The sequence below is a fragment of the Micromonospora sp. CNZ285 genome (assembly GCF_004637285.1).
This window is the reverse complement of sequence record NZ_SPQD01000001.1, coordinates 2174443-2193089: the sequence shown is the minus strand read 5'-3', so window position 1 is coordinate 2193089 and position 18647 is coordinate 2174443. Positions and strand designations below refer to the sequence as shown.

Annotated in this window: 13 protein-coding genes; 10 read left to right on the top strand and 3 right to left on the bottom strand. The window is 73.6% G+C overall.

The window, feature by feature from the left end; all coding sequences use genetic code 11:
* Window positions 1-62: 62 nt before the first annotated feature.
* Entirely contained in the window at window positions 63-1256 is a 1194-nt protein-coding gene (locus tag CLT75_RS10145) for a glycoside hydrolase family 10 protein (RefSeq protein WP_135240572.1), read from the bottom strand.
* Window positions 1257-1466: 210 nt separating this feature from the next.
* Window positions 1467-2471 carry a LacI family DNA-binding transcriptional regulator gene (locus CLT75_RS10140; protein ID WP_135240571.1) on the bottom strand — a complete coding sequence of 335 codons (1005 nt, stop codon included), beginning with the start codon at window positions 2469-2471 and terminating at the stop codon, window positions 1467-1469.
* A 141-nt stretch (window positions 2472-2612) separates the two neighbouring features.
* On the opposite strand from CLT75_RS10140, the gene CLT75_RS10135 reads away from it, so the two are divergent.
* The 8 genes from CLT75_RS10135 to CLT75_RS10100 all read left to right on the top strand — a co-directional run bounded on the left by CLT75_RS10135 (window position 2613) and on the right by CLT75_RS10100 (window position 13446).
* Window positions 2613-3917: an ABC transporter substrate-binding protein gene (locus tag CLT75_RS10135; protein ID WP_486485113.1), complete on the top strand. Its 1305-nt coding sequence runs from the start codon at window positions 2613-2615 to the stop codon at window positions 3915-3917.
* Complete coding sequence (locus tag CLT75_RS10130) at window positions 3914-4912, top strand: carbohydrate ABC transporter permease (protein ID WP_013286792.1); 999 nt, start codon at window positions 3914-3916, stop codon at window positions 4910-4912. Before CLT75_RS10135 ends, CLT75_RS10130 begins: the two co-directional genes overlap by 4 nt.
* Window positions 4909-5775, top strand: a complete 867-nt coding sequence (locus CLT75_RS10125) for a carbohydrate ABC transporter permease (protein WP_135240569.1) — start codon at window positions 4909-4911, stop codon at window positions 5773-5775. Before CLT75_RS10130 ends, CLT75_RS10125 begins: the two co-directional genes overlap by 4 nt.
* A 39-nt stretch (window positions 5776-5814) precedes the next feature.
* On the top strand, window positions 5815-8139 hold the full coding sequence (locus tag CLT75_RS10120) for a beta-xylosidase/alpha-l-arabinosidase (protein WP_135240568.1): 2325 nt from the start codon (window positions 5815-5817) through the stop codon (window positions 8137-8139).
* Window positions 8140-8288: 149 nt separating this feature from the next.
* Window positions 8289-9380, top strand: coding sequence for a glycosyltransferase family 39 protein (locus CLT75_RS10115; protein WP_135240567.1), 1092 nt, complete (start codon window positions 8289-8291; stop codon window positions 9378-9380).
* Between the two features lie 110 nt (window positions 9381-9490).
* The gene (locus tag CLT75_RS10110; RefSeq protein WP_135240566.1) at window positions 9491-11359 is read left to right on the top strand and encodes a glycosyltransferase family 2 protein; all 1869 of its coding nucleotides are present in this window, start codon (window positions 9491-9493) and stop codon (window positions 11357-11359) included.
* Window positions 11353-12507, top strand: a complete 1155-nt coding sequence (locus CLT75_RS10105) for a glycosyl hydrolase (RefSeq protein WP_135240565.1) — start codon at window positions 11353-11355, stop codon at window positions 12505-12507. The genes CLT75_RS10110 and CLT75_RS10105 overlap by 7 nt, the downstream gene beginning before the upstream one ends.
* A 57-nt stretch (window positions 12508-12564) precedes the next feature.
* Entirely contained in the window at window positions 12565-13446 is an 882-nt protein-coding gene (locus tag CLT75_RS10100) for a YwqG family protein (RefSeq protein WP_135240564.1), read from the top strand.
* Between the two features lie 13 nt (window positions 13447-13459).
* Here CLT75_RS10100 and CLT75_RS10095 read toward each other — a convergent pair whose 3' ends face one another.
* A complete protein-coding gene (locus tag CLT75_RS10095) occupies window positions 13460-14785 on the bottom strand; it encodes an aminotransferase class V-fold PLP-dependent enzyme (RefSeq protein WP_135240563.1) in 1326 nt (441 codons plus the stop codon).
* Between the two features lie 132 nt (window positions 14786-14917).
* Between CLT75_RS10095 and CLT75_RS10090 the strand changes: the two genes are divergently transcribed.
* Complete coding sequence (locus CLT75_RS10090; protein WP_135240562.1) at window positions 14918-15808, top strand: poly(ethylene terephthalate) hydrolase family protein; 891 nt, start codon at window positions 14918-14920, stop codon at window positions 15806-15808.
* Between the two features lie 93 nt (window positions 15809-15901).
* Window positions 15902-18619 carry a LuxR family transcriptional regulator gene (locus CLT75_RS10085; RefSeq protein WP_135240561.1) on the top strand — a complete coding sequence of 906 codons (2718 nt, stop codon included), beginning with the start codon at window positions 15902-15904 and terminating at the stop codon, window positions 18617-18619.
* Window positions 18620-18647 lie beyond the last annotated feature (28 nt).

Below are 18647 nucleotides of genomic sequence, written 5' to 3'. Positions count from 1 at the left end.
CCGGCCGGAAACCGGCGGCGGGGCCGGTCACCGGACCGGCCCCGCCGTGGTGCGCCAGTCGTCTAGCGGCGCGGGTGCTGCGGGATGCGCGGCAGCACGTACGGCGGACCGGAGAACATCAGGTCGGCCTTCAACTCGTGGTACGCGCGCTTCGGCTGGTAGTTCTCGTCGTACACGGTGGCCAGGCCCTCCGGCGGGTCGGAGAACGCGCCGGGCACCCAGGAGTGCTTGTCGGTGAAGCCCCAGAGCGTGAACGACAGGCAGTGCCGCTCGGCCAGGCACGCCTGCATCAGCACGCTGAAGTTCGCCGCGGACGCCTGCAGGCGCGGGTTGATCTCCGCGGAGTCGCCGGCCTCCACCCCCTCGGTGATCTGGCTGCGCACGTCCACCTCGGTGAGGGCCGTGGCCAGCCCGAGCCCGGCGAACTTGCGCAGCGCCGCGGCCACCTGGAGCGTGCTGAAGTTGCCGTACTGGGTGCCCAGGTGGCCCTGTGCGCCCACGCCGTCGATCGGCACGCCCTTGGCCCGCAGGTCACGGGCCATGTCGTAGACGAACTGCGTCTTGTCGTCGGCCGGGTTGCCGGAGCCGAACGCCTCGATGTTGTAGTCGTTGTAGAACAGCAGCGCCTTCGGGTCGGCGGCGCGGGCCCAGCGGAACGCGTCGGCGATGTAGCCGGGGCCGAGGTTCTGCGCCCAGAACCCCTTGTAGTGCAGGGTGGACGGGGTGTCCCAGGGGTCGCTGACCGCCTCGTTCACCACGTCCCACTGCCAGATCTTGCCCTTGAAGTGGGTGACCACGGCGGTGATGTGGTCGCGCAGGATCTGGCGCAGCTCGGCCTTGCTGATCGAGCCGTCCGCGACGCCGCTGGTCAGCCACGCGGGCAACTGGTTGTGCCAGACCAGCACGTGGCCCCGGACCCGCTGGTTGTTCTTGCGGGCGAACTCGACCAGCTCGTCGGCCGGGCCCCAGTTGTAGGTGCCCCGGGTGGGTTCGAGGCTCTCCCACTTCATGACGTTCTCGGCGGTGACGGTGGAGAACTCGGACGCGGCCAGCTCGCGGTAGCGCGGCTCGGAGGCGTCGTTGAGGGCGGCCATGTCCACCGCGGTGCCCACGTACAGGCCGTGGCGCTTGGCCAGCTCACGCAGGCTCTGCGCGGCCGGGTCGTACGGGCGTCCGGCCGTCGCGGGGACGACGTTGAGGGCGGTGGCGGTCGCGACGGCGACGGCGCCGGCGGCGAGCCATCGTCTCAGCTTCATGGTCGTTCCTTTCGGGAGGGTGCGCGCGGCCCGGGGGCCGGCGGTGGCGGTGCCGGAGACGCCGCGCCGTGGAACGGTTCGGCGGGCGCCAGGGTGGACTGACGATGCGGCTTCCGAAACTTCCGATCAACCTTCCGGAAGTAGCCCGAAACATTACGGACGCCGATAGCCGTCCGTCAATCACCTGGGCGGGGAGGGTGAGCCGGCGCCTCAGCGCAGCGGGTGGCAGGAGGCCCGGATGACCAGCTCGGTGGGGAGCTGGATGTGGGTGTCCCGCTCGACGCCGGCGATGAGGTCGATCAGCAGGCGCAGCGACTCGGCGCCCATGCGTTGCAGCGGCTGCCGGATCGTGGTGAGGGGCGGGTCGACGAGCGCCGACTCGGGGATGTTGTCGAAGCCGATGACCGACAGGTCCTCCGGTACGCGCAGGCCGAGGCCGCGGGCCACGTCCACGGTGGAGATGGCCGAGAGGTCGTTGCCGGCGAAGATCGCGGTCGGCCGGTCGGCGAGCGCGAGCAGGTCGGCGGCCGTGCTGGCGGCGGTCTCGGTGCGGAAACCGCCGACCCGCACGAGCCGTTCGTCCACCGGCACGCCCGCGTCGGCCATCGCCTTGCGGAACCCGGCCTCGCGCAGGCGGGCCGACTCCAGGTCGGGGCGGCCGCTGATGTGCGCGATCCGCCGGTGCCCGAGCGACAGCAGGTGGTCGGTGGCCAGCACCGCGCCGGCGAAGTTGTCGGAGTCGACGGTGGGCAGGCCGGACGGGCCGGTGTGCGGGTCGACGGCCACCACGTGGAAGCCGTGCTTGGTCTCGACCACGGTCGGCGTCACGATCACCGCGCCGTCGATGAGCGTGCCGGACAGCCGCGCCAGGGAGCGCCGCTCCCACCCTATGGCCGCGCCCTCGCCGTCACCGCTGGAGTAGGCGAGCAACTGGTAGCCGCTGCCGGCGACCTCGCGGGACGCGCCCTTGAGCAGCTCGGTGGAGAACGGCTCGAACTCGGCGACCAGGATGCCCAGCACGTTCGTCCGGTGGCTGCGCAGGCTCTGCGCGCCCAGGCTGGCCTCGTACCCGAGCTCGTGGATCACCTGCTGGACGCGCTCGACGGTGGCCTGTGCGACGCCGTACCGGCCATTGACAACCTTCGATACAGTTGCCACCGAGACGCCGGCCGTACGTGCCACGTCCGACATCTTGACGCGCTCCTGGAACACCACGCCGACGATGATAGAGGGCTCTTCCAGGGCGATCGAGGACGATGTCGAAAACGTTATCGATACCGATTGACTTCACGTTACGGCCCTGTAAAACTCCCCGGCAGGTAACCCGACTGAGTGGTCGAGGAGACATCTATGGTGATGAAGCGCCGTGCTGGCGCCGTCCTGGCACTGTTTGTGACAAGCGCTCTGCTGGCTTCCGCGTGCAGTGGTGGTGGCGACGAGGAGAAGGCCGCCGAGAGCGAGCTGTACAAGAACCCGGTGACGTTGACCTGGTGGCACAACGCGTCGCAGGACGGGCCCGGCAAGACGTACTGGGAGAAGGTCGCCAAGGACTTCTCCGCGGCCCACCCGACCGTCAAGATCGAGATCGAGGCGATCGAGACGAACCAGCTCCAGCGCACCCGGCTCCCCGCCGCGCTGCTGAGCAACGACCCGCCGGACATCTTCCAGGCGTGGGGCGGCGGCGAGATGCGCGAGCAGGTCGAGGCCGACTACCTCAAGGACATCACCGACCAGGTGAAGGGCGAGGTGGCCGACATCGGCAGCGCCGCCGAGATCTGGCAGGTGGAGGGCAAGCAGTACGGCCTGCCGTTCCGGATGGGCATCGAGGGCATCTGGTACAACAAGGACATGTTCGCGAAGGCGGGCATCACGGCGCCGCCGACCACCTTCGACGAACTCAACGCCGCCGTCACCAAGCTCAAGGCCATCAACGTCGTCCCGATCGCCCTCGGCGCCGGTGACAAGTGGCCGGCCGCGCACTGGTGGTACAACTTCGCGTTGCGTGCCTGCTCGGTCGACACGCTGAAGAAGGCCTCCAAGGACCGGACCTTCGACGACCCGTGCTTCGTCAAGGCGGGCCAGGACCTGAAGACCTTCATCGACACCAAGCCGTTCCAGAACAACTTCATCGCCACGCCGGGTCAGAACGACCCGACCAGCGCCAACGGCCTGCTCGCCAACGGCAAGGCCGCGATGGAGCTGATGGGCGACTGGAACCGCGGCACGCTGGACACCGTCGCCACGGACAAGGCGGCCCTGGGCAAGTTCCTCGGCTGGTTCCCGGTGCCGGCGATCTCCGGCTCCGCCGGTGACCCGAAGGCGGCCCTCGGCGGCGGCGACGGCTTCGCCTGCTCCAAGAACGCCCCGGCCGAGTGCGTCGAGTTCCTCAAGTACATCGTCAGCCCCGAGGTGCAGAAGGGCTACGCCGCCACCGGCACCGGCCTGCCCGTCGCCAAGGGCGCTGCCGACGGCGTCACCGACCCGGCGCTGAAGTCCATCCTGGAGGCCACCTCCTCGGCCACGTACGTGCAGCTCTGGCTGGACACGGCCTTCGGCAGCACCGTCGGCACCGCGATGAACGACGCGATCGTCGCGATCTTCGCCGGCAACGGGACACCTGAGAAGGTCGTCTCGGCCATGAAGGCGGCCGCAAGCAAGTGACGTCCGCATCGCAGACCCGTACGCCCGCCGTCGGCGCGCAAGCGCCGCCGGCGGGCCTCCGGCCCGGCGCACGGGCCGCCTCCCGCCGCGCCGAGACCCGTCGCAAGTGGTACGAGATCATCGGTCTGACCACGCCCGCGATCGTCATCTACGTGATGTTCGTGCTGGTGCCGATGGGCTTCGCGTTCTACTACAGCCTGTTCCGCTGGCGCGGCGTCGGCCCGCCCACCGAGTACGTCGGCTTCCGCAACTACACGCTCGCCTTCCAGGACCCGATCTTCCTCGACGCGCTGCGCAACAACGCGATCATCGTGTTCGGGTCGCTGCTGATCCAGGGCCCGGTCGCGCTGGGCATCGCCCTCCTGCTCAACCGCCGCTTCCGCGGGCGCTCGGCGTTCCGCCTGCTGGTGTTCGTGCCGTACGTGCTGGCCGAGGTCACCGTCGGCATCATGTGGAAGCTGATCCTGACCGAGAACGGCACGCTCGACGCGCTGCTGCAGTCGATCGGGCTGGGCGGCCTGGTGCAGGCGTGGCTGGCCGACCTGGACGTGGTGATCTGGACGCTGCTGTTCGTCCTCACCTGGAAGTATGTCGGCTTCGCCATCATCCTGCTGCTCGCCGGCCTGTCGAACGTGCCGCAGGAGCTGAACGAGGCCGCGGAGATCGACGGCGCGAGCTGGTGGCAGATCCAGCGCCACGTCACGCTGCCGCTGCTCGGCCCCACCATCCGGATCTGGATGTTCCTGTCGATGATCGGCTCGCTGCAGGTCTTCGACATGGTCTGGGTGACCTCGGTGCCGGCGGTGCGCTCGCTCGGCGCCTCGGCCACCATGGCGACGTACATGGTGGACAACGGCTTCTTCGCCCGGCTCTGGGGCTACGGCAACGCGGTCGCCGTGATCCTGTTCGCCATCTCGTTCGTCGCGGCGCTGCTGTTCCAGCGTTTCCTGCTCCGCCGGGACATCGAGGGTGCCATCACCCGGAAGGGGAAGTGACAGTGGCCGTGAACTCCGTATCCGCCCCCTCGGCCGGGCGCCGGCCGGTGCAGTGGAGCTCGCCGCTGACGTACGCGATCGCGCTCGCGGTCGCGGCCGTGTCGATCGCACCAGTCGTGTACGTCGTCGTCGGCGGTTTCCGGACCACTCCGCAGATCGTGAACGACCCGGCCGGTCTGCCGGACCCGTGGGTCTGGGACAACTACTACCGGGTGCTGACGCAGAGCGACTTCTGGCGGCAGGCGTTCAACAGCGCGGTGGTCGCGCTCGGCACCACGCTCGGCGTGGTGGTGCTCGGCATGGCCGCCGCGTTCGTGCTCGCCCGCTACACGTTCCGGGGCCGCGAAGGGCTCTACACCTTCTTCACCCTCGGCCTGCTGTTCCCGGCCGGCGCGGCGATCCTGCCGCTGTACCTCATGCTGCGCGACCTGAACCTGATCAACTCCTACTACGCGGTGATCCTTCCGCAGGTGGCCTTCTCGTTGCCGCTGACGATCGTCATCCTGCGGCCGTTCCTGTCGGCCATCCCCCGGGAGCTGGAGGACGCGGCCGCCATCGACGGCGCCGGCCGGCTCGGCTTCCTCTGGCGGATCGTGCTGCCGCTGTCGCGGCCCGCGGTCGTCACCGTCGGCATCCTCGCGTTCGTGGCGAGCTGGAACGCGTTCCTCCTGCCGCTGCTCGTCCTCGGGGACGTCAACCTGCACACCCTGCCGCTGGGCGTGCAGAACTTCTCCAGCCAGTACACCACCGACACCGCGGGCGTCCTCGCCTTCACGTCGCTGGCGATGTTGCCGGCGCTGCTGTTCTTCACCCTGGCGGAGAAGCAGATCGTGGGCGGTCTCCAGGGCGCGGTCAAGGGCTGAGCGGCAGCGGCACCAGCACAACCAGTGGAAAGGCACACCATGACAGAGGTCCACGCGGTGGTGGACGGGCCGGTACCGGCTCAGGCAGGTTCGGACCACGACCGGCCGGACGGGCCCGACGCCGAGACGCGCGTACGGGAACTCCTCGCTCGCATGACGATCGAGGAGAAGGTCGCGCAGCTCGTCGGGTTCTGGGAGAAGGAGGACGGTGAGGCGGTCGCGCCCCTGCAGGGCGAGTTCGCCGACACCGGCCGGCTCGACGACTTCTCCCGGCACGGCCTGGGTCACCTCACCCGCGCCTACGGCACCCGCCCGGTCGACGCCGCGGCCCGCGCCGCCTGGCTGTGGAAGTTCCAGCGGGACCTGGTGACGGGCACCCGGCTGGGCATCCCGGCCATCGTGCACGAGGAGTGCCTGACCGGCCTGTCGGCGTGGAAGGCGGCCACCTTCCCGACGCCGCTGGCCTGGGGCGCCGCGTTCGATCCCGACCTGGTCACCGAGATGGCGGCGGCGATCGGCGCCTCGATGCGCGCGCTCGGCATCCACCAGGGACTGGCCCCGGTGCTGGACGTGATCCGGGACCCGCGCTGGGGCCGGGTCGACGAGTGCATCGCCGAGGACCCGTACCTGGTCGGCACGATCGGCACCTCGTACGTGCGGGGACTCCAGTCGCAGGGCGTGCTCGCGACGCTGAAGCACTTCGCCGGCTACTCCGGCTCGCGGGCCGGGCGCAACTTCGGCCCGGTGCACGCCGGTCCCCGGGAACTCGCCGACGTGCTGCTGCCGCCGTTCGAGATGGCGATCCGTGACGGCGACGCGCGCAGCGTCATGCACTCGTACGCGGAGATCGACGGCGTGCCCGTGGCCGGCGACCCGACCATGCTCACCGACCTGCTGCGGGACCGGTGGGGCTTCGACGGGACGGTGGTGGCCGACTACTACGGCGTCGCCTTCCTCAACCTGCTGCACCACGTCGCCGCCGACAACGCGGACGCGGCGGTGCAGGCGCTGAGTGCGGGCCTCGACATCGAGCTGCCCACCGGCGACGCCTTCCTGACCCTGACCGAGACGGTGCGGGCCGGCACTGTCGACGAGGCGCTTGTCGACCGGGCGGTGCTGCGCGTCCTGCGCCAGAAGCAGGAACTCGGGCTGCTCGACGCCACGTTCGACGACGAGCCGCCGGGCGCGATCGACCTCGACTCGCCGGAGCACCGGTCGATCGCCCGCCGGCTCGCCGAGGAGTCGGTGGTCCTGGTCGCCAACGAGGGCGTGCTGCCGCTGCCGGCGGGCCGCCGGGTGGCGGTCGTCGGCCCGAACGCCGACCGGCAGGGCGCGCTGTTCGGCTGCTACTCCTTCCTCAACCATGTGCTGGCCCACCACCCGGGCGTGGAGACCGGCTTCGAGGTGCCGACCGTCCTGGAGGCGGTGCGCGCCGAGTTCGGCGCCGACCAGGTCACGTTCGCGGCCGGCTGCGAGGTGGACTCGGCGGACCGCTCCGGGTTCGACGAGGCGGTCGCCGCCGCGTCCGCCGCCGACGTGGCAGTCCTCGTCGTCGGCGACCACGCCAGCCTGTTCGGCCGCGGCACCGTGGGTGAGGGCTGCGACCGCGACGACCTGGAGCTGCCCGGCGTGCAGCGCCAGCTCGTCGAGGCGGTGCTGGACACCGGCACCCCCGTCGTCCTCGTGCTGCTCACCGGCCGTCCGTACGCGCTCGGCTGGGCGCTGTCCCGGTGCGCGGCGGTGGTGCAGACGTTCTTCCCGGGCGAGGAGGGCGCCGGTGCGATCGCGGGTGTGCTCTCCGGGCGGGTCAACCCGTCCGGCCGGCTGCCGGTCAGCCTGCCCGGCTCGGCCGGCGCGCAGCCGTACTCGTACCTGCACCCGGAGCTGGGGGCGGGCATGAACGGCACCAACCTGCCGGCGACGCCGGTGGCGCCGTTCGGGCACGGACTGTCCTACACCACGTTCGCGTACACCGACCTGACCGTGCCGGCCGAGGTGCCGACCGGCGAGGCGCTGCGGGTGTCGGTGCGCGTGACGAACACCGGCCCGGTCGCCGGTGACGACGTGGTGCAGCTCTATGGCCGCGACCTGGTCGCCTCGGTGACCCGGCCGGTGGCGCAGCTGCTCGGCTACCGGCGGGTGCGCCTGGAGCCGGGTGCCTCGGTGACCGTCGAGCTGACCGTGCCGAACACGCGGCTGGCCTTCACCGACCGCACGCTCACGCGCGTGGTGGAGCCGGGAGAGGTCGACGTCTGGGTGGGCACGAGCGCCCGGCGCGACGTCCAGGCGCGGACGACGCTGACCGGCGACACCGTCGAGATCACCGCCGCGTCACCCCGCTGGACGACCACCGACCTTCGCTGAGCCGGGTCCGCCGGTCGTCCACGGGGCGGTCGGCGGACCCTTTCACCTCATATTGGCGTCATGTCGTTTTTGGCTCAGTAGGCTCCAGGATGTCATCCAGCCCCGGCTGGATCCCGGTCGCCGGCACCCACAGGGATGCGTGAGTCACGATGATGGACGCGGACACCATGGTCCTGCCCCGGCTCGGGGACGCCGCGGTCGAGGACCCGTGGGGCGAGGACCGGCCGCGCCGGGTCACCGCCCGCGCCGCGACCGCCGCGCGGCGCTGGCGGATCGCGGCCTGGCTGCTGCCGGCGGCAGTGATGGGCGCGCTCGGCGCCGCTCGGATCACCGCATCGGGGCCGAGCGCCGCAGACGTGGCGACCCGGCGGGCGGTCACGTCGCCCTGGCCGGGGATCGGCGCCGACCTGGCGCTCGGGCCGTACCACCTGCTGATGCGCGGCTGGGCGGCGCTGTTCGGCGCGGCGGACCTGGCGCTGCGCGTACCGTCCCTGCTGGCCATGGTCGGGGCCGCGGCGCTCGTCGGCGCGCTCGCCGCCCGGATCGCCACGCCCGCCGCGGGCCTGGCGGCCGGGGCGATCTTCGCGGTGCTGCCGACCTCGATCCGGTACGCGCAGGAGGCGCAGCCGTACGCCCTGGCGGTGTTCGCCGCCGTGCTCGCCACCTGGCTGCTGGTGCCCGCGCTGGACCGACCGGGCCCGCGGCGGCTCGTGCCCTATGCGGGCGCGGTGCTGCTGCTGGGCCTGTGCCAGCCGGTGGCGTTGCTGCTGCTCGCCGGCCACGGCTGGGTCGTGCTGGCGTTCCGCCGCCGCGTCGCGTTCAGGTGGCTGGCCGCCGTGGTCCTCGGGCTGCTCCCGGTCGCCGCGCTGCTCGCCTCCGGCCTGCGCGACGGCGGTCATCTGGCGTCCGGCGTGCGACCCGGCGTCGCCGTGCTGGCGGCCACGCCCGGGGACCTGTTCGGCGTCGCCGCGCTCGGCGGCGTGCTGGCCGGGCTGGCGCTGTTCAGCCTTCCGCTGCGGTACGCCGCCGCGATCTGCACCGCCTGGGCGCTGGTGCCGGCGCTCGGACTGCTGGCGCTGGCGCAGGCCGTGCCGGTCTGGTCGGCGGTGAACCTGCTGTTCACGGTGCCCGCCTGGGCGGTGCTCGGCGGGGTCGCCCTGTCCCGCGCGCGAGCCGCCGGGGCCGTCGCCGTGCTGGCGCTCGTCGCGCTGCTCGCCGTGGCGGCCCAGCTTCCCGGCTGACCGCGTGACCCGTCGACGAACGGGCGATGTCTGCCTGATTCGCCCTTTTTGCGGTTGATTGTCGGCTTAGCATTCGGTCGGCTCCAGAGCCTGCAGACCATGGGGGAAACGTGGCCGTCGCCGCCGATACACGCCCGTCCCGCGCCACGACGGCCGGGCCGCCGGGCGCCCGCCCGATCGCACCCGTCCCGCCCGGGACACCGGCCGATCCGGACCGCCGGCAGCGCAACGTCCGCGCCCGCCTCGCGTACGCGCGCTGCGGCGCCACCGCCGGCCCGCTGCGACCACCCCGCCGCCCCGACGCGGCGGTCGAGTTTCGCCCCACCGCCTCGGTCGCCGCGCGGCTGGTCCTGACGCTGCTGGTGCTCGTCAACAGCGCCGCCGGACTGGTCTTCGTCGGCTGGCTGCTGCTGCCCCAGCACGTGCCCGGGCCCGGCGTCGTCGGGCTCGGCGGCTGGCAGACCGTCGCCGCCCGGCTCGCGTTCTGCGTCGTCGTCGGCGTCGAGCTGATCCGCTTGGCACAGAACGTGGTGGTCTGGGTCTTCGCCTACCACGCCCGGGACCCGGTGCCTGTCGACCCGCCGGTCGGCCTGCGGGTCGCCCTGCTCACCACGATCGTGCCGAGCAAGGAGCCGATCGAGGTCGCCGAGCGGACACTGCGCCGGCTGCGGGAGATCGTCTACTGCGGGCACGTCGACGTGTGGATCCTCGACGAGGGCGACGACCCGGCGGTCCGGGCGATGGCCGCGCGGCTCGGCGTCCGCCACTTCACCCGCAAGGGCCGGCCCGAGTACAACCGGCCCGGCGGCGAGTTCCGGGCCCGCACCAAGTCCGGCAACCACAACGCCTGGCGGGCCGAGCACGAGCACCGCTACGACGTGGTCGCGAACGTCGACCCGGACCACGTGCCGCTGCCGAACTTCCTGGAACGCACGCTCGGCTACTTCCGCGACCCGGACGTCGCGTTCGTGGTGACGCCCCAGGTGTACGGCAACATGCACCAGAACTTCGTCGCCCACGGCGCCTCGGTGCAGCAGTACCTCTACAACGGGCTGATCGCCCGCGGCGGCAACGGACTGGACGCGCCGCTGCTGACCGGCACCGGGCACCTCTACCGCCCGGCGGCCTGGCGGACCATCGGCGGCTACCAGGACTCGATCATCGAGGACCACCTCACCAGCATCCGCGTGCACGCCGCCGTCAACCCGGCCACCGGCAACCGGTGGAAGGGCGTCTACACCCCGGACGTGGTGGCGCTCGGCGAGGGACCGACCTCCTGGGCGGACTACTTCAACCAGCAGAAGCGCTGGGCGGCCGGGATCTGCGAGATCCTGCTCCGCCGCGAGCTGCGTACGCCGCGCGACCTGCCGTCCCGCCGCCGCTGGCAGTACCGCCTGCTCCAGTTCTACTACCCGAGCGTGGCGGTGAGCCTGCTGCTTGGTAACGCCGCCACCGCGCTCTACCTGCTGACCGGCGTCGACGCGGGCCGGCTCGACCCGCAGGTCTGGGCGACGCTGTGGGGCTCCACCATCGGCACCTGGTTCCTGCTCTGGCTGTGGCTGCGCCGCTTCAACATCGCCCCGCACGAGCGGGAGGAGGTGGGCATGGTCGGCATGGCGCTCGCCCTGTTCGCCGGACCGGTGTACGTGGCGGCTGCGGTGGGCGCGCTGCTGCGCCGCAAGCTCGGCTTCGTGGTCACCGCCAAGGGCGCGCTGCGCACCGTCGAGTCGGCGCGTACGTTCCGGCTGCACCTGTGCTGGGCGCTCGCCGCCGCCGGGCTGCTCGCGGCGAGCTTCGCGCTGGATCACGATTACCCGCTGCTGCGGGTCTGGCCGGTGCTGACGCTGCTGACCGGGCTCGCGCCACCGCTGATCTCCTGGGTGGAGAGTCTGCGGGCCCGCCGGGACCGGGCCGCCGAACCGGCCCGGGAACCCCAGGTGGTGCCCCGGACCGTGACCGAGGGCGGTGTGCCGTGCTGAGGCCGACGCTGCCCCGGATGGGCCTGGCGCTGGCCGGGTTGCTGCTGCTCGCGTACGCCTTCGTCGTGGCGCCGGGCGCGTGGCGCGACCCGGGCACCGACGCCGCGGCGCGGCGGCCCGCCCCGGCGACGCCGCAGGCGAGCACCGACGTGCCGGCGGCGGTCGTGCCGAGCCCGCGCGGCGGCCCGTTCCCGCCGGCCGGGCAGGCGTTCTTCGGCGTGATGACGGACAAGGGACCGTACGACTTCGCGCCGGTCGACCGGTTCGCGCAGGCGGCCGGGCGCGCGCCGCAGGTGATGCTCTTCGGCGCCGACTGGGCGTCGGCCGCGTTCGACCGGAGCCTGTTCGACCGGATCGCCGAGCGGGGCATGATGCCGATGCTCGGCTGGGAGCCGTGGGACCACACGGTCGACAAGGCGGCCCGCCGCACCGGCCTGACCGACAGGCAGATCGACCGGCTGCGCGCCACCCAGCCGGACTACCGGCTGGCCCGCATCGCACGCGGCGACTTCGACGCGTACGTGCGCTCCTGGGCCGACGGCGTCCGGTCGCTGGGCTATCCGGTGGCGATCCGCTTCGCGCACGAGATGAACGGCGACTGGTACCCCTGGTGCGAGCGGGCCAACGGCAACCGCCCCGGCGACTACGTCCGCGCCTGGCGGCACGTGCACGACCTCTTCGCCGAGGCCGGCGCCACGAACGTCACCTGGGTGTGGAGCCCGAACGCCCGCTGGGACAAGACGACCGCCGGGGTCACCGGGCTCTACCCGGGCGACGAGTACGTCGACTGGGTCGGCGTCACCGGCTACTACGGCAGCGGTGCGTTCACCAAGACGTACTGGTCGTTCGACCAGATCTTCGGCCCGACGATCGCCGAGATCCGCAAGGTCACCGGCAAGCCGCTCGTGGTGACCGAGACCGGCGCGGCCGACGCCGCCGGGCACAAGGCGCGGTGGATCCGGGACACGTTCCGCGCCCTGCCCCGCTATCCGGGCCTGATCGGGCTGATCTGGTTCGAGGTGGACAAGGAGAAGGACTGGCGCATCGCCGGCTCACCGGCGGCGGCGACCGCGTTCGCCGAGGCGGTGGCCGCCGAGCGCTACGACGTGACCTGGTCACCGGCGGTGCGGCCGCGCGCCGGGCCCTGATCTTGTCCCGCGCCGGGCACACTCCCCTGTCGGACGGTGGGGTTACCCTCCACGAGCATGGATGAGAGAGATCAATTCCGGCGGGCGGCGATCGGGCAGGGCGTGCCCGAGGACGAGGTGGCCCGCTTCGCGGAGCTGATCCGGTTCCCGATCCACGCCTGGCAGCGCGAGGAGGGCGTGCACGTCGGGCGGCGGGGCGGGCGGCCGCGGCTGCCGGTGGGCATGCCGTGGCCCACGTGCCCGGAGGGCTTCCCGTTGCCGTTCCTGCTCCGGCTCGACTGCGCGGCGCTGCCCCGGGTTCCCGACCTCGCCCTGCCGGCCGACGGCACGCTGCTGTTCTTCCTCGACCAGGAGGGCGCACAGGACGCCTGCGGCATCGAGCACGAGAAGGCGTACGCGCGCGTCGTGTACGTCCCGGCCGGCGCCGAGACGGCGGACGGTGACTACGTCGTGCCCGCCGGAACCGAGATGGAACCGTTCCTCGCCCCCGAGCACGAGATGTACGCCGCCGTCCAGGCGGAGCTGCCGGACTGGCTCGACCGCCCGGAGGAGTGGCTGTGCGACACCCAGATCCAGCTCCTGCGCGACATGCCGCACCGCAAGGAGATGAGTGCGCTGGTCGATCAGCTCTGGCCGGAGCGGAACTGGCGGCTGCCGGAGGACGTCTTCGTCGGCGGCTACGCCATCTCGGCGCAGGACCCGCCCGAGGTGATCATGATGGACTCGGAGCGGGTTCGGCAGGGGTGGTCCCTGCCCCGCGCGGAGCGGATGGTGGCCCGGTACGAGGAACAGCAGCGGGTGATGCGCGAATGGGTGCCGTTGGCGCAGTTCGGCGTACCGGACGAGGAGTACGTCAACGCGCGGTTCCTGATCCGCCACGACGACCTCGCCGCCCGGCGGTTCGACCGGGTGCTGTCCTTCTGCGAGTTCACCGAGTGACAGCCGGACCGGCTCACACCAGCGTGCGGACCGCCCGCAGCGCCGCCTCCACGTCCTGCTCGCCGTTGGCGATGGTCGCGCCGAAGCGCAGGTACGACGGCCGGTAGGGGGTGCTGCTGGCGATCACACCGGCCGACCGCAGCCGGTCCACCGCCCGGTCCGCCGGTACGCCCGGCACCTCGCAGCAGACCACGCCGGCGGACAGGTCGGCCGCGCGCGGCGTGACCAGCCGGACGCCCCGGATCCCGGCCAGCCCCTCCTTGAGGTGGTCGGCGAGATCCCGCGTGCGCTCGGCGACCCGGGCCGGACCGATCCGGCTGTGGAACGCGAACGCGTCGGCGAGCGCCCACCGGTGCTCGAAGCTGTGGTAGCCGCCGGGCGTGTGCGCCGGGCCCGGCGGCACGGGCTGCCCGCCGGCGCCGCCGGCGAGCCAGCGACCGATGCCGCGCCTGTCGAAGCTGGGGATCACCGGCGTCATCCGGGCCCACGCCCGCTCGGCGGCCCAGACCAGGCCGGTGCCGCGCGGCCCGAGCAGCCACTTGTGGCAGCCGGAGACGAGCACGTCGCAGCCGAGCTGCTCCGGTGTGGACGCGTCCGCGCCGAAGCCGTGCACCGCGTCGAGACAGAGCAACGCCTCCGGGCTGCGTTCGCGGACCACCTCGGCCAGCCGGCGTACCGGCAGCTTCACCCCGGTGCTGGAGTGCACCCAGGTCAGCGCCACCACGCGGGTGCGGGGCGTGAGCGCAGCCGTCAGACCCGCGACCATCTCGTCCACGCCGGCCGTGGCGGCGTCCCGGTACAGGCGGGCCCGGCGCACTGTCACCCCGTCGCGTTCGGCGCGCAACCGCAGCGACTCGTGCGTGGCGTAGAAGTCGTGCTCGGTGGTCAGCACCTCGTCGCCGGGTCGCAGCCGGATCGCGCTGTAGACCAGGCCGAGGCCCATGGTGGTGGAGTCGGTGAGCGCGATCTGCTCCGGCCGGGTGCCGAGGTGCCCGGCCGCCGCGTCCAGCACCGCGCGGTCCAGCCGTTCCTCGTGGAGCCCCAGGTAACCCGAGGCGTCCCGGTCGAGGCCGGCGCGGTGGACCGCCACGGCGGCTCGTACCGGGGCCGGGTGCGGGGCGAAGACGAACGTGGCCAGGTGCGCCCGGGAGGGATCGAGCGCGAACTGGGCGCGGACGCTGTCCCAGCTGGCCGGATCCAGGGCGGGCGCGTCGTCCGGCGCCGCGGTCCCGCCCGCCGGGCGGTCCGGCTCGCAGCCGGTGGCCAGGCCGGTGACGCCTGCCGCCGCCGTCGCGCCGAGCAGATGCCGCCGGGTCAGGTGCCGTCGCGTCGGGTGCATGGGGCAATCGTCCGCCGTGCATGTCACGGCCGGGTCACCGCCGGGGGACCGGTGATTTCACCGATGCGCACCGGCGGCCGGGCATCGATGCTGACGCATGTCGATGTAATTCCGGCGCAAGGAGTGACCGACGTGCCCACCACCACCCGTTCCCGTACCCCCGTCCGTGCCCTCGCCCGCCTCGCCGTGGCTGCGCTGCTCGCCACCGGCGGCGCCCTCGCCGTCCCGGCCGCGGCGAGCGCGGCAAGCCCCTACGAGCGCGGCCCGGCGCCCACGAACGCCATCCTGGAGGCCAGCCGCGGCCCGTTCGCCACCTCGTCGATCAACGTCTCCTCGCTGAGCGTGACCGGCTTCGGCGGCGGCGTCATCTACTACCCGACCAGCACCGCCGAGGGCACCTTCGGCGCGGTCGCGATCTCGCCCGGCTACACCGCCTCCTGGTCCAGCCTGAGCTGGCTCGGTCCGCGGATCGCCTCGCACGGCTTCGTGGTCATCGGCATCGAGACCATCACCCGGCTGGACCAGCCGGACAGCCGGGGCCGCCAGCTCCTGGCCGCGCTGGACTACCTGACCCAGCGCAGCTCGGTGCGGGGCCGGATCGACTCGTCCCGGCTCGCCGTGGCCGGGCACTCGATGGGTGGCGGCGGCAGCCTGGAGGCCGCGGCGGCCCGGCCGTCGTTGCAGGCCGCCGTCCCGCTCGCACCGTGGAACCTGGACAAGACCTGGTCCGACGTACGGGTGCCGACGCTCATCATCGGCGGCGAGAGCGACAGCGTGGCGCCGGTGGCGACCCACTCGATCCCGTTCTACAGCAGCATCCCGGCGTCCTCGGAGAAGGCGTACCTGGAGCTGAACGGCGCGAGCCACTTCTTCCCGCAGACGACGAACACGCCGACGGCGAAGCAGACGGTCGCCTGGCTGAAGCGGTTCGTCGACGACGACACCCGCTACGAGCAGTTCCTCTGCCCCGGCCCGAGCGGGTCGGCGATCCAGGAGTACCGCAACACCTGCCCGAGCGCCTGATCCGGTCCGATCCCGGGGTGGTCGCCGCGGCGACCACCCCGGGATCGTGTCCGCCTCTTTTCCGACGGGTTGCCCATCTGTGACACTGCAGGCATGGTTTCTGCATCGACAGTGCATATAGACCTGTGGGGCCGGGACGACGAGTGCGACGCGATCCGCCGGCTCCTCGACCGCGACGACGGCGGCGCGCTGCTGTTCCACGGGCCACCCGGCTCCGGGCGCAGCGCCCTGCTGGCGTACGCCCGCAGGTGGGCGGGGGAGCGCGCGGTGCTCGCCGGCGCCGGCCTGGCCGACGAGGCGACACTGCCCTACGCCGGGCTGCACCGCCTGCTCGACCCGGTGCTGGACGCGGACACCGCACTCCCGGTGCGGCAACGCCGGCTGTTGCGACGCGCGCTCGGCGGCGACGGGTGCCCGGCCGAGCAGCGCCTGGCCCTGGCCGCCGCGGTGCGGTCCCTGCTCGCCGCCGTCGCGGCGGACCGGCCGCTGCTGTGCACAGTGGACGACCTCGACACCGGCGATCCGCAGAGCGCCTGGACCCTGGCGGTGGTGGCGCGCCGGCTGCGCCGGCTGCCGGTGGCGATGCTGCTGACCGCCACCGCACCGGCCACCGTCGACGGCGTACCCGCCCACCGGCTGCGCCCGCTGGACGCCCACGAGTGCCACGCGATGCTCGCCGGCCTGCGGGAGCGGCCGCCCGTGGCGGTGGCCACGGCGCTGGCCGCGCTCAGCCGGGGCAGCCCGGCGGCGCTGGCCGACCTGGCCGGCACGCTCACCCCGGCCCAGTGGCGGGGCGAGGCGCCGCTGCCCGGCACGCCGCCGGTGGACGGCGCGCTCGCCGCCGCGTACCGGGCCCGCCTGGACCGGCTGCCCGTCCCGACCCGGCGGATGGTGCTGCTCGCCGCGCTCGACCCCGGCGACGACCCGGCCACGCTGGTCCGCGCCGCGTGGGCGGCCGGGCTGACCCTCGAGGCGCTCGCCCCCGCCGAAGCGGCCGGCCTGCTGCGCACCGGGCCGGGCGGGGTGACGTTCCCGCACCCGCTCGCCCGCACGATGATCACCGCCGTCGCGCCGCTCGCCGACCTGCGCGCGGCGCACCTGCTGCTGGCCGGCACGCTCGCCGAGGGCACGCTGGGCCGGGCCCTGCGCCACGCCACCGCCGCCGACTGCCCGGCCGACGTGCTCGCCGCCGAGCTGACCGCGGCGGTCGACGAGGTGCCGGACCGCGCCGCCGCCGCGGTCGTGCTGCGCCGGGCCGCCGAGCTGAGCCCCGACCCCGGGCGCGCGGCCGAGCTGACCATCGCGGCGGCGCGGTGCGCCTGGACCGCCGGCGACCCGGACCGGGCCCGGGCGCTGCTGCGGGAGGTGACCGACGGGTCGCCCGCCGGTGGCCGGGCCGACCTGGTCCGCGGCGACATGCAGTTGCGCTGCGACGCGCCTGCCGCCGCGGTCGCCACGCTGCTGGCCGCCGCCGACGCGGTCGCGCCGGCCGACCGGCGGGCCGCGCTGCTGGCGCTGGTCCGGGCCGGCGAGGCCATCTGCGTCACCGGCGACCAGTACCGGTACGCCGAGGTGGCCCGCCGGGCGGAGGCGCTGCGGCGGCCCGGCGACCCGCCCGATCTCGACCTGCTGGCCACGTTCGCCGCCGGCGTCGGGGCGACGCTGCGTGGCGACCACACCCGTGGCGGGCCGGCGCTGCGCCGCGTCGTCGTCCTCGGCGGCCGGCTGACCGGTCCCGCGCTCACCCCGGGCGCGCTCGTCTGCGCCGCCGCTGCGGCACTGCTGGTCGCCGTGGACGGTCCCGCGCACCGGCTCGCCGGCCGGGCGGTCGAGGTGGCCCGCTCGCGCGGCGAGCTGTCCCTGCTGCCCCGGGCGCTGGAGCTGCGAGCAGTCGCCGAGTACTGGCTGGGCCGGCACGAGGCGGCGGCGGAGACCGCCCGCGAAGGGGTGCGCGCCGCCCGCGCCACCGGCCAGCACGTCTGCGCCCAGGTGCACCTCGGCATCCTCGCCGTGCTGGCCGCGGTCCGCGCCGACCGGGACGCCGCGCTGGCCCGGATCGCCGAGATCGGGGACGGGGCCGCGCCGGGGAGCCGGCCCGACGCGTACGCCCGCTGGGCGCTCGGCGTGCTGGACCTGATCGACGGCCGGTACGCCGACGCGGTGGCCCGGCTGGCCGCGCTGGCCCGCACCGGCACCGGCCGGGGTCAGGTGCTGGTCCAGGTGATGGCCACGCCGTACCTCGTCGAGGCCGCCGCCCACGACGGCGGGCGGCCGGCCGCCGCGCTGGCCGTGTTCGACCACTGGGCCAGCAGCACGGCGAGCCCGTCGCGTCGGGCGCTGGCCGCGCGCTGCCGGGCATTGCTCGCGCCGCGCGGCGGCCCGGAGGCCGAACGGGAGTTCCACGCCGCGCTGCGGCTGCACCCGGCCGACACCGACCGGTTCGAGCGCGCCCGCACCGAGCTGCTGTTCGGGCGCGAGCTGCGCCGCCGGCGCCGCCCCCGGGACGCCCGGGCGCACCTGCACCGGGCCCGGGAGGCGTTCACGCTGCTCGGCGCCACCGTGTGGGCCGACCGGGCGGGGGAGGAGCTGCGCGCGGCGGGGGAGTCGGTCGGCCCGGTGCGGCGCGGCCCGGAGCAGTTGCTGACCGGGCAGCAGCTGCACATCGCCCGGCTGGTCGCGGAGGGGGCGACCAACCGGGAGATCGCCACCCGGATGTGCCTGTCCACCCGGACCGTCGACCATCACCTGCGCAACGTCTTCCACCGGCTGGGCGTGCGCTCGCGTACCGAACTGGCCCGCCTGCTGGCCTGACCGCCCGCCGCCCTCGGGGCCCGCGTGG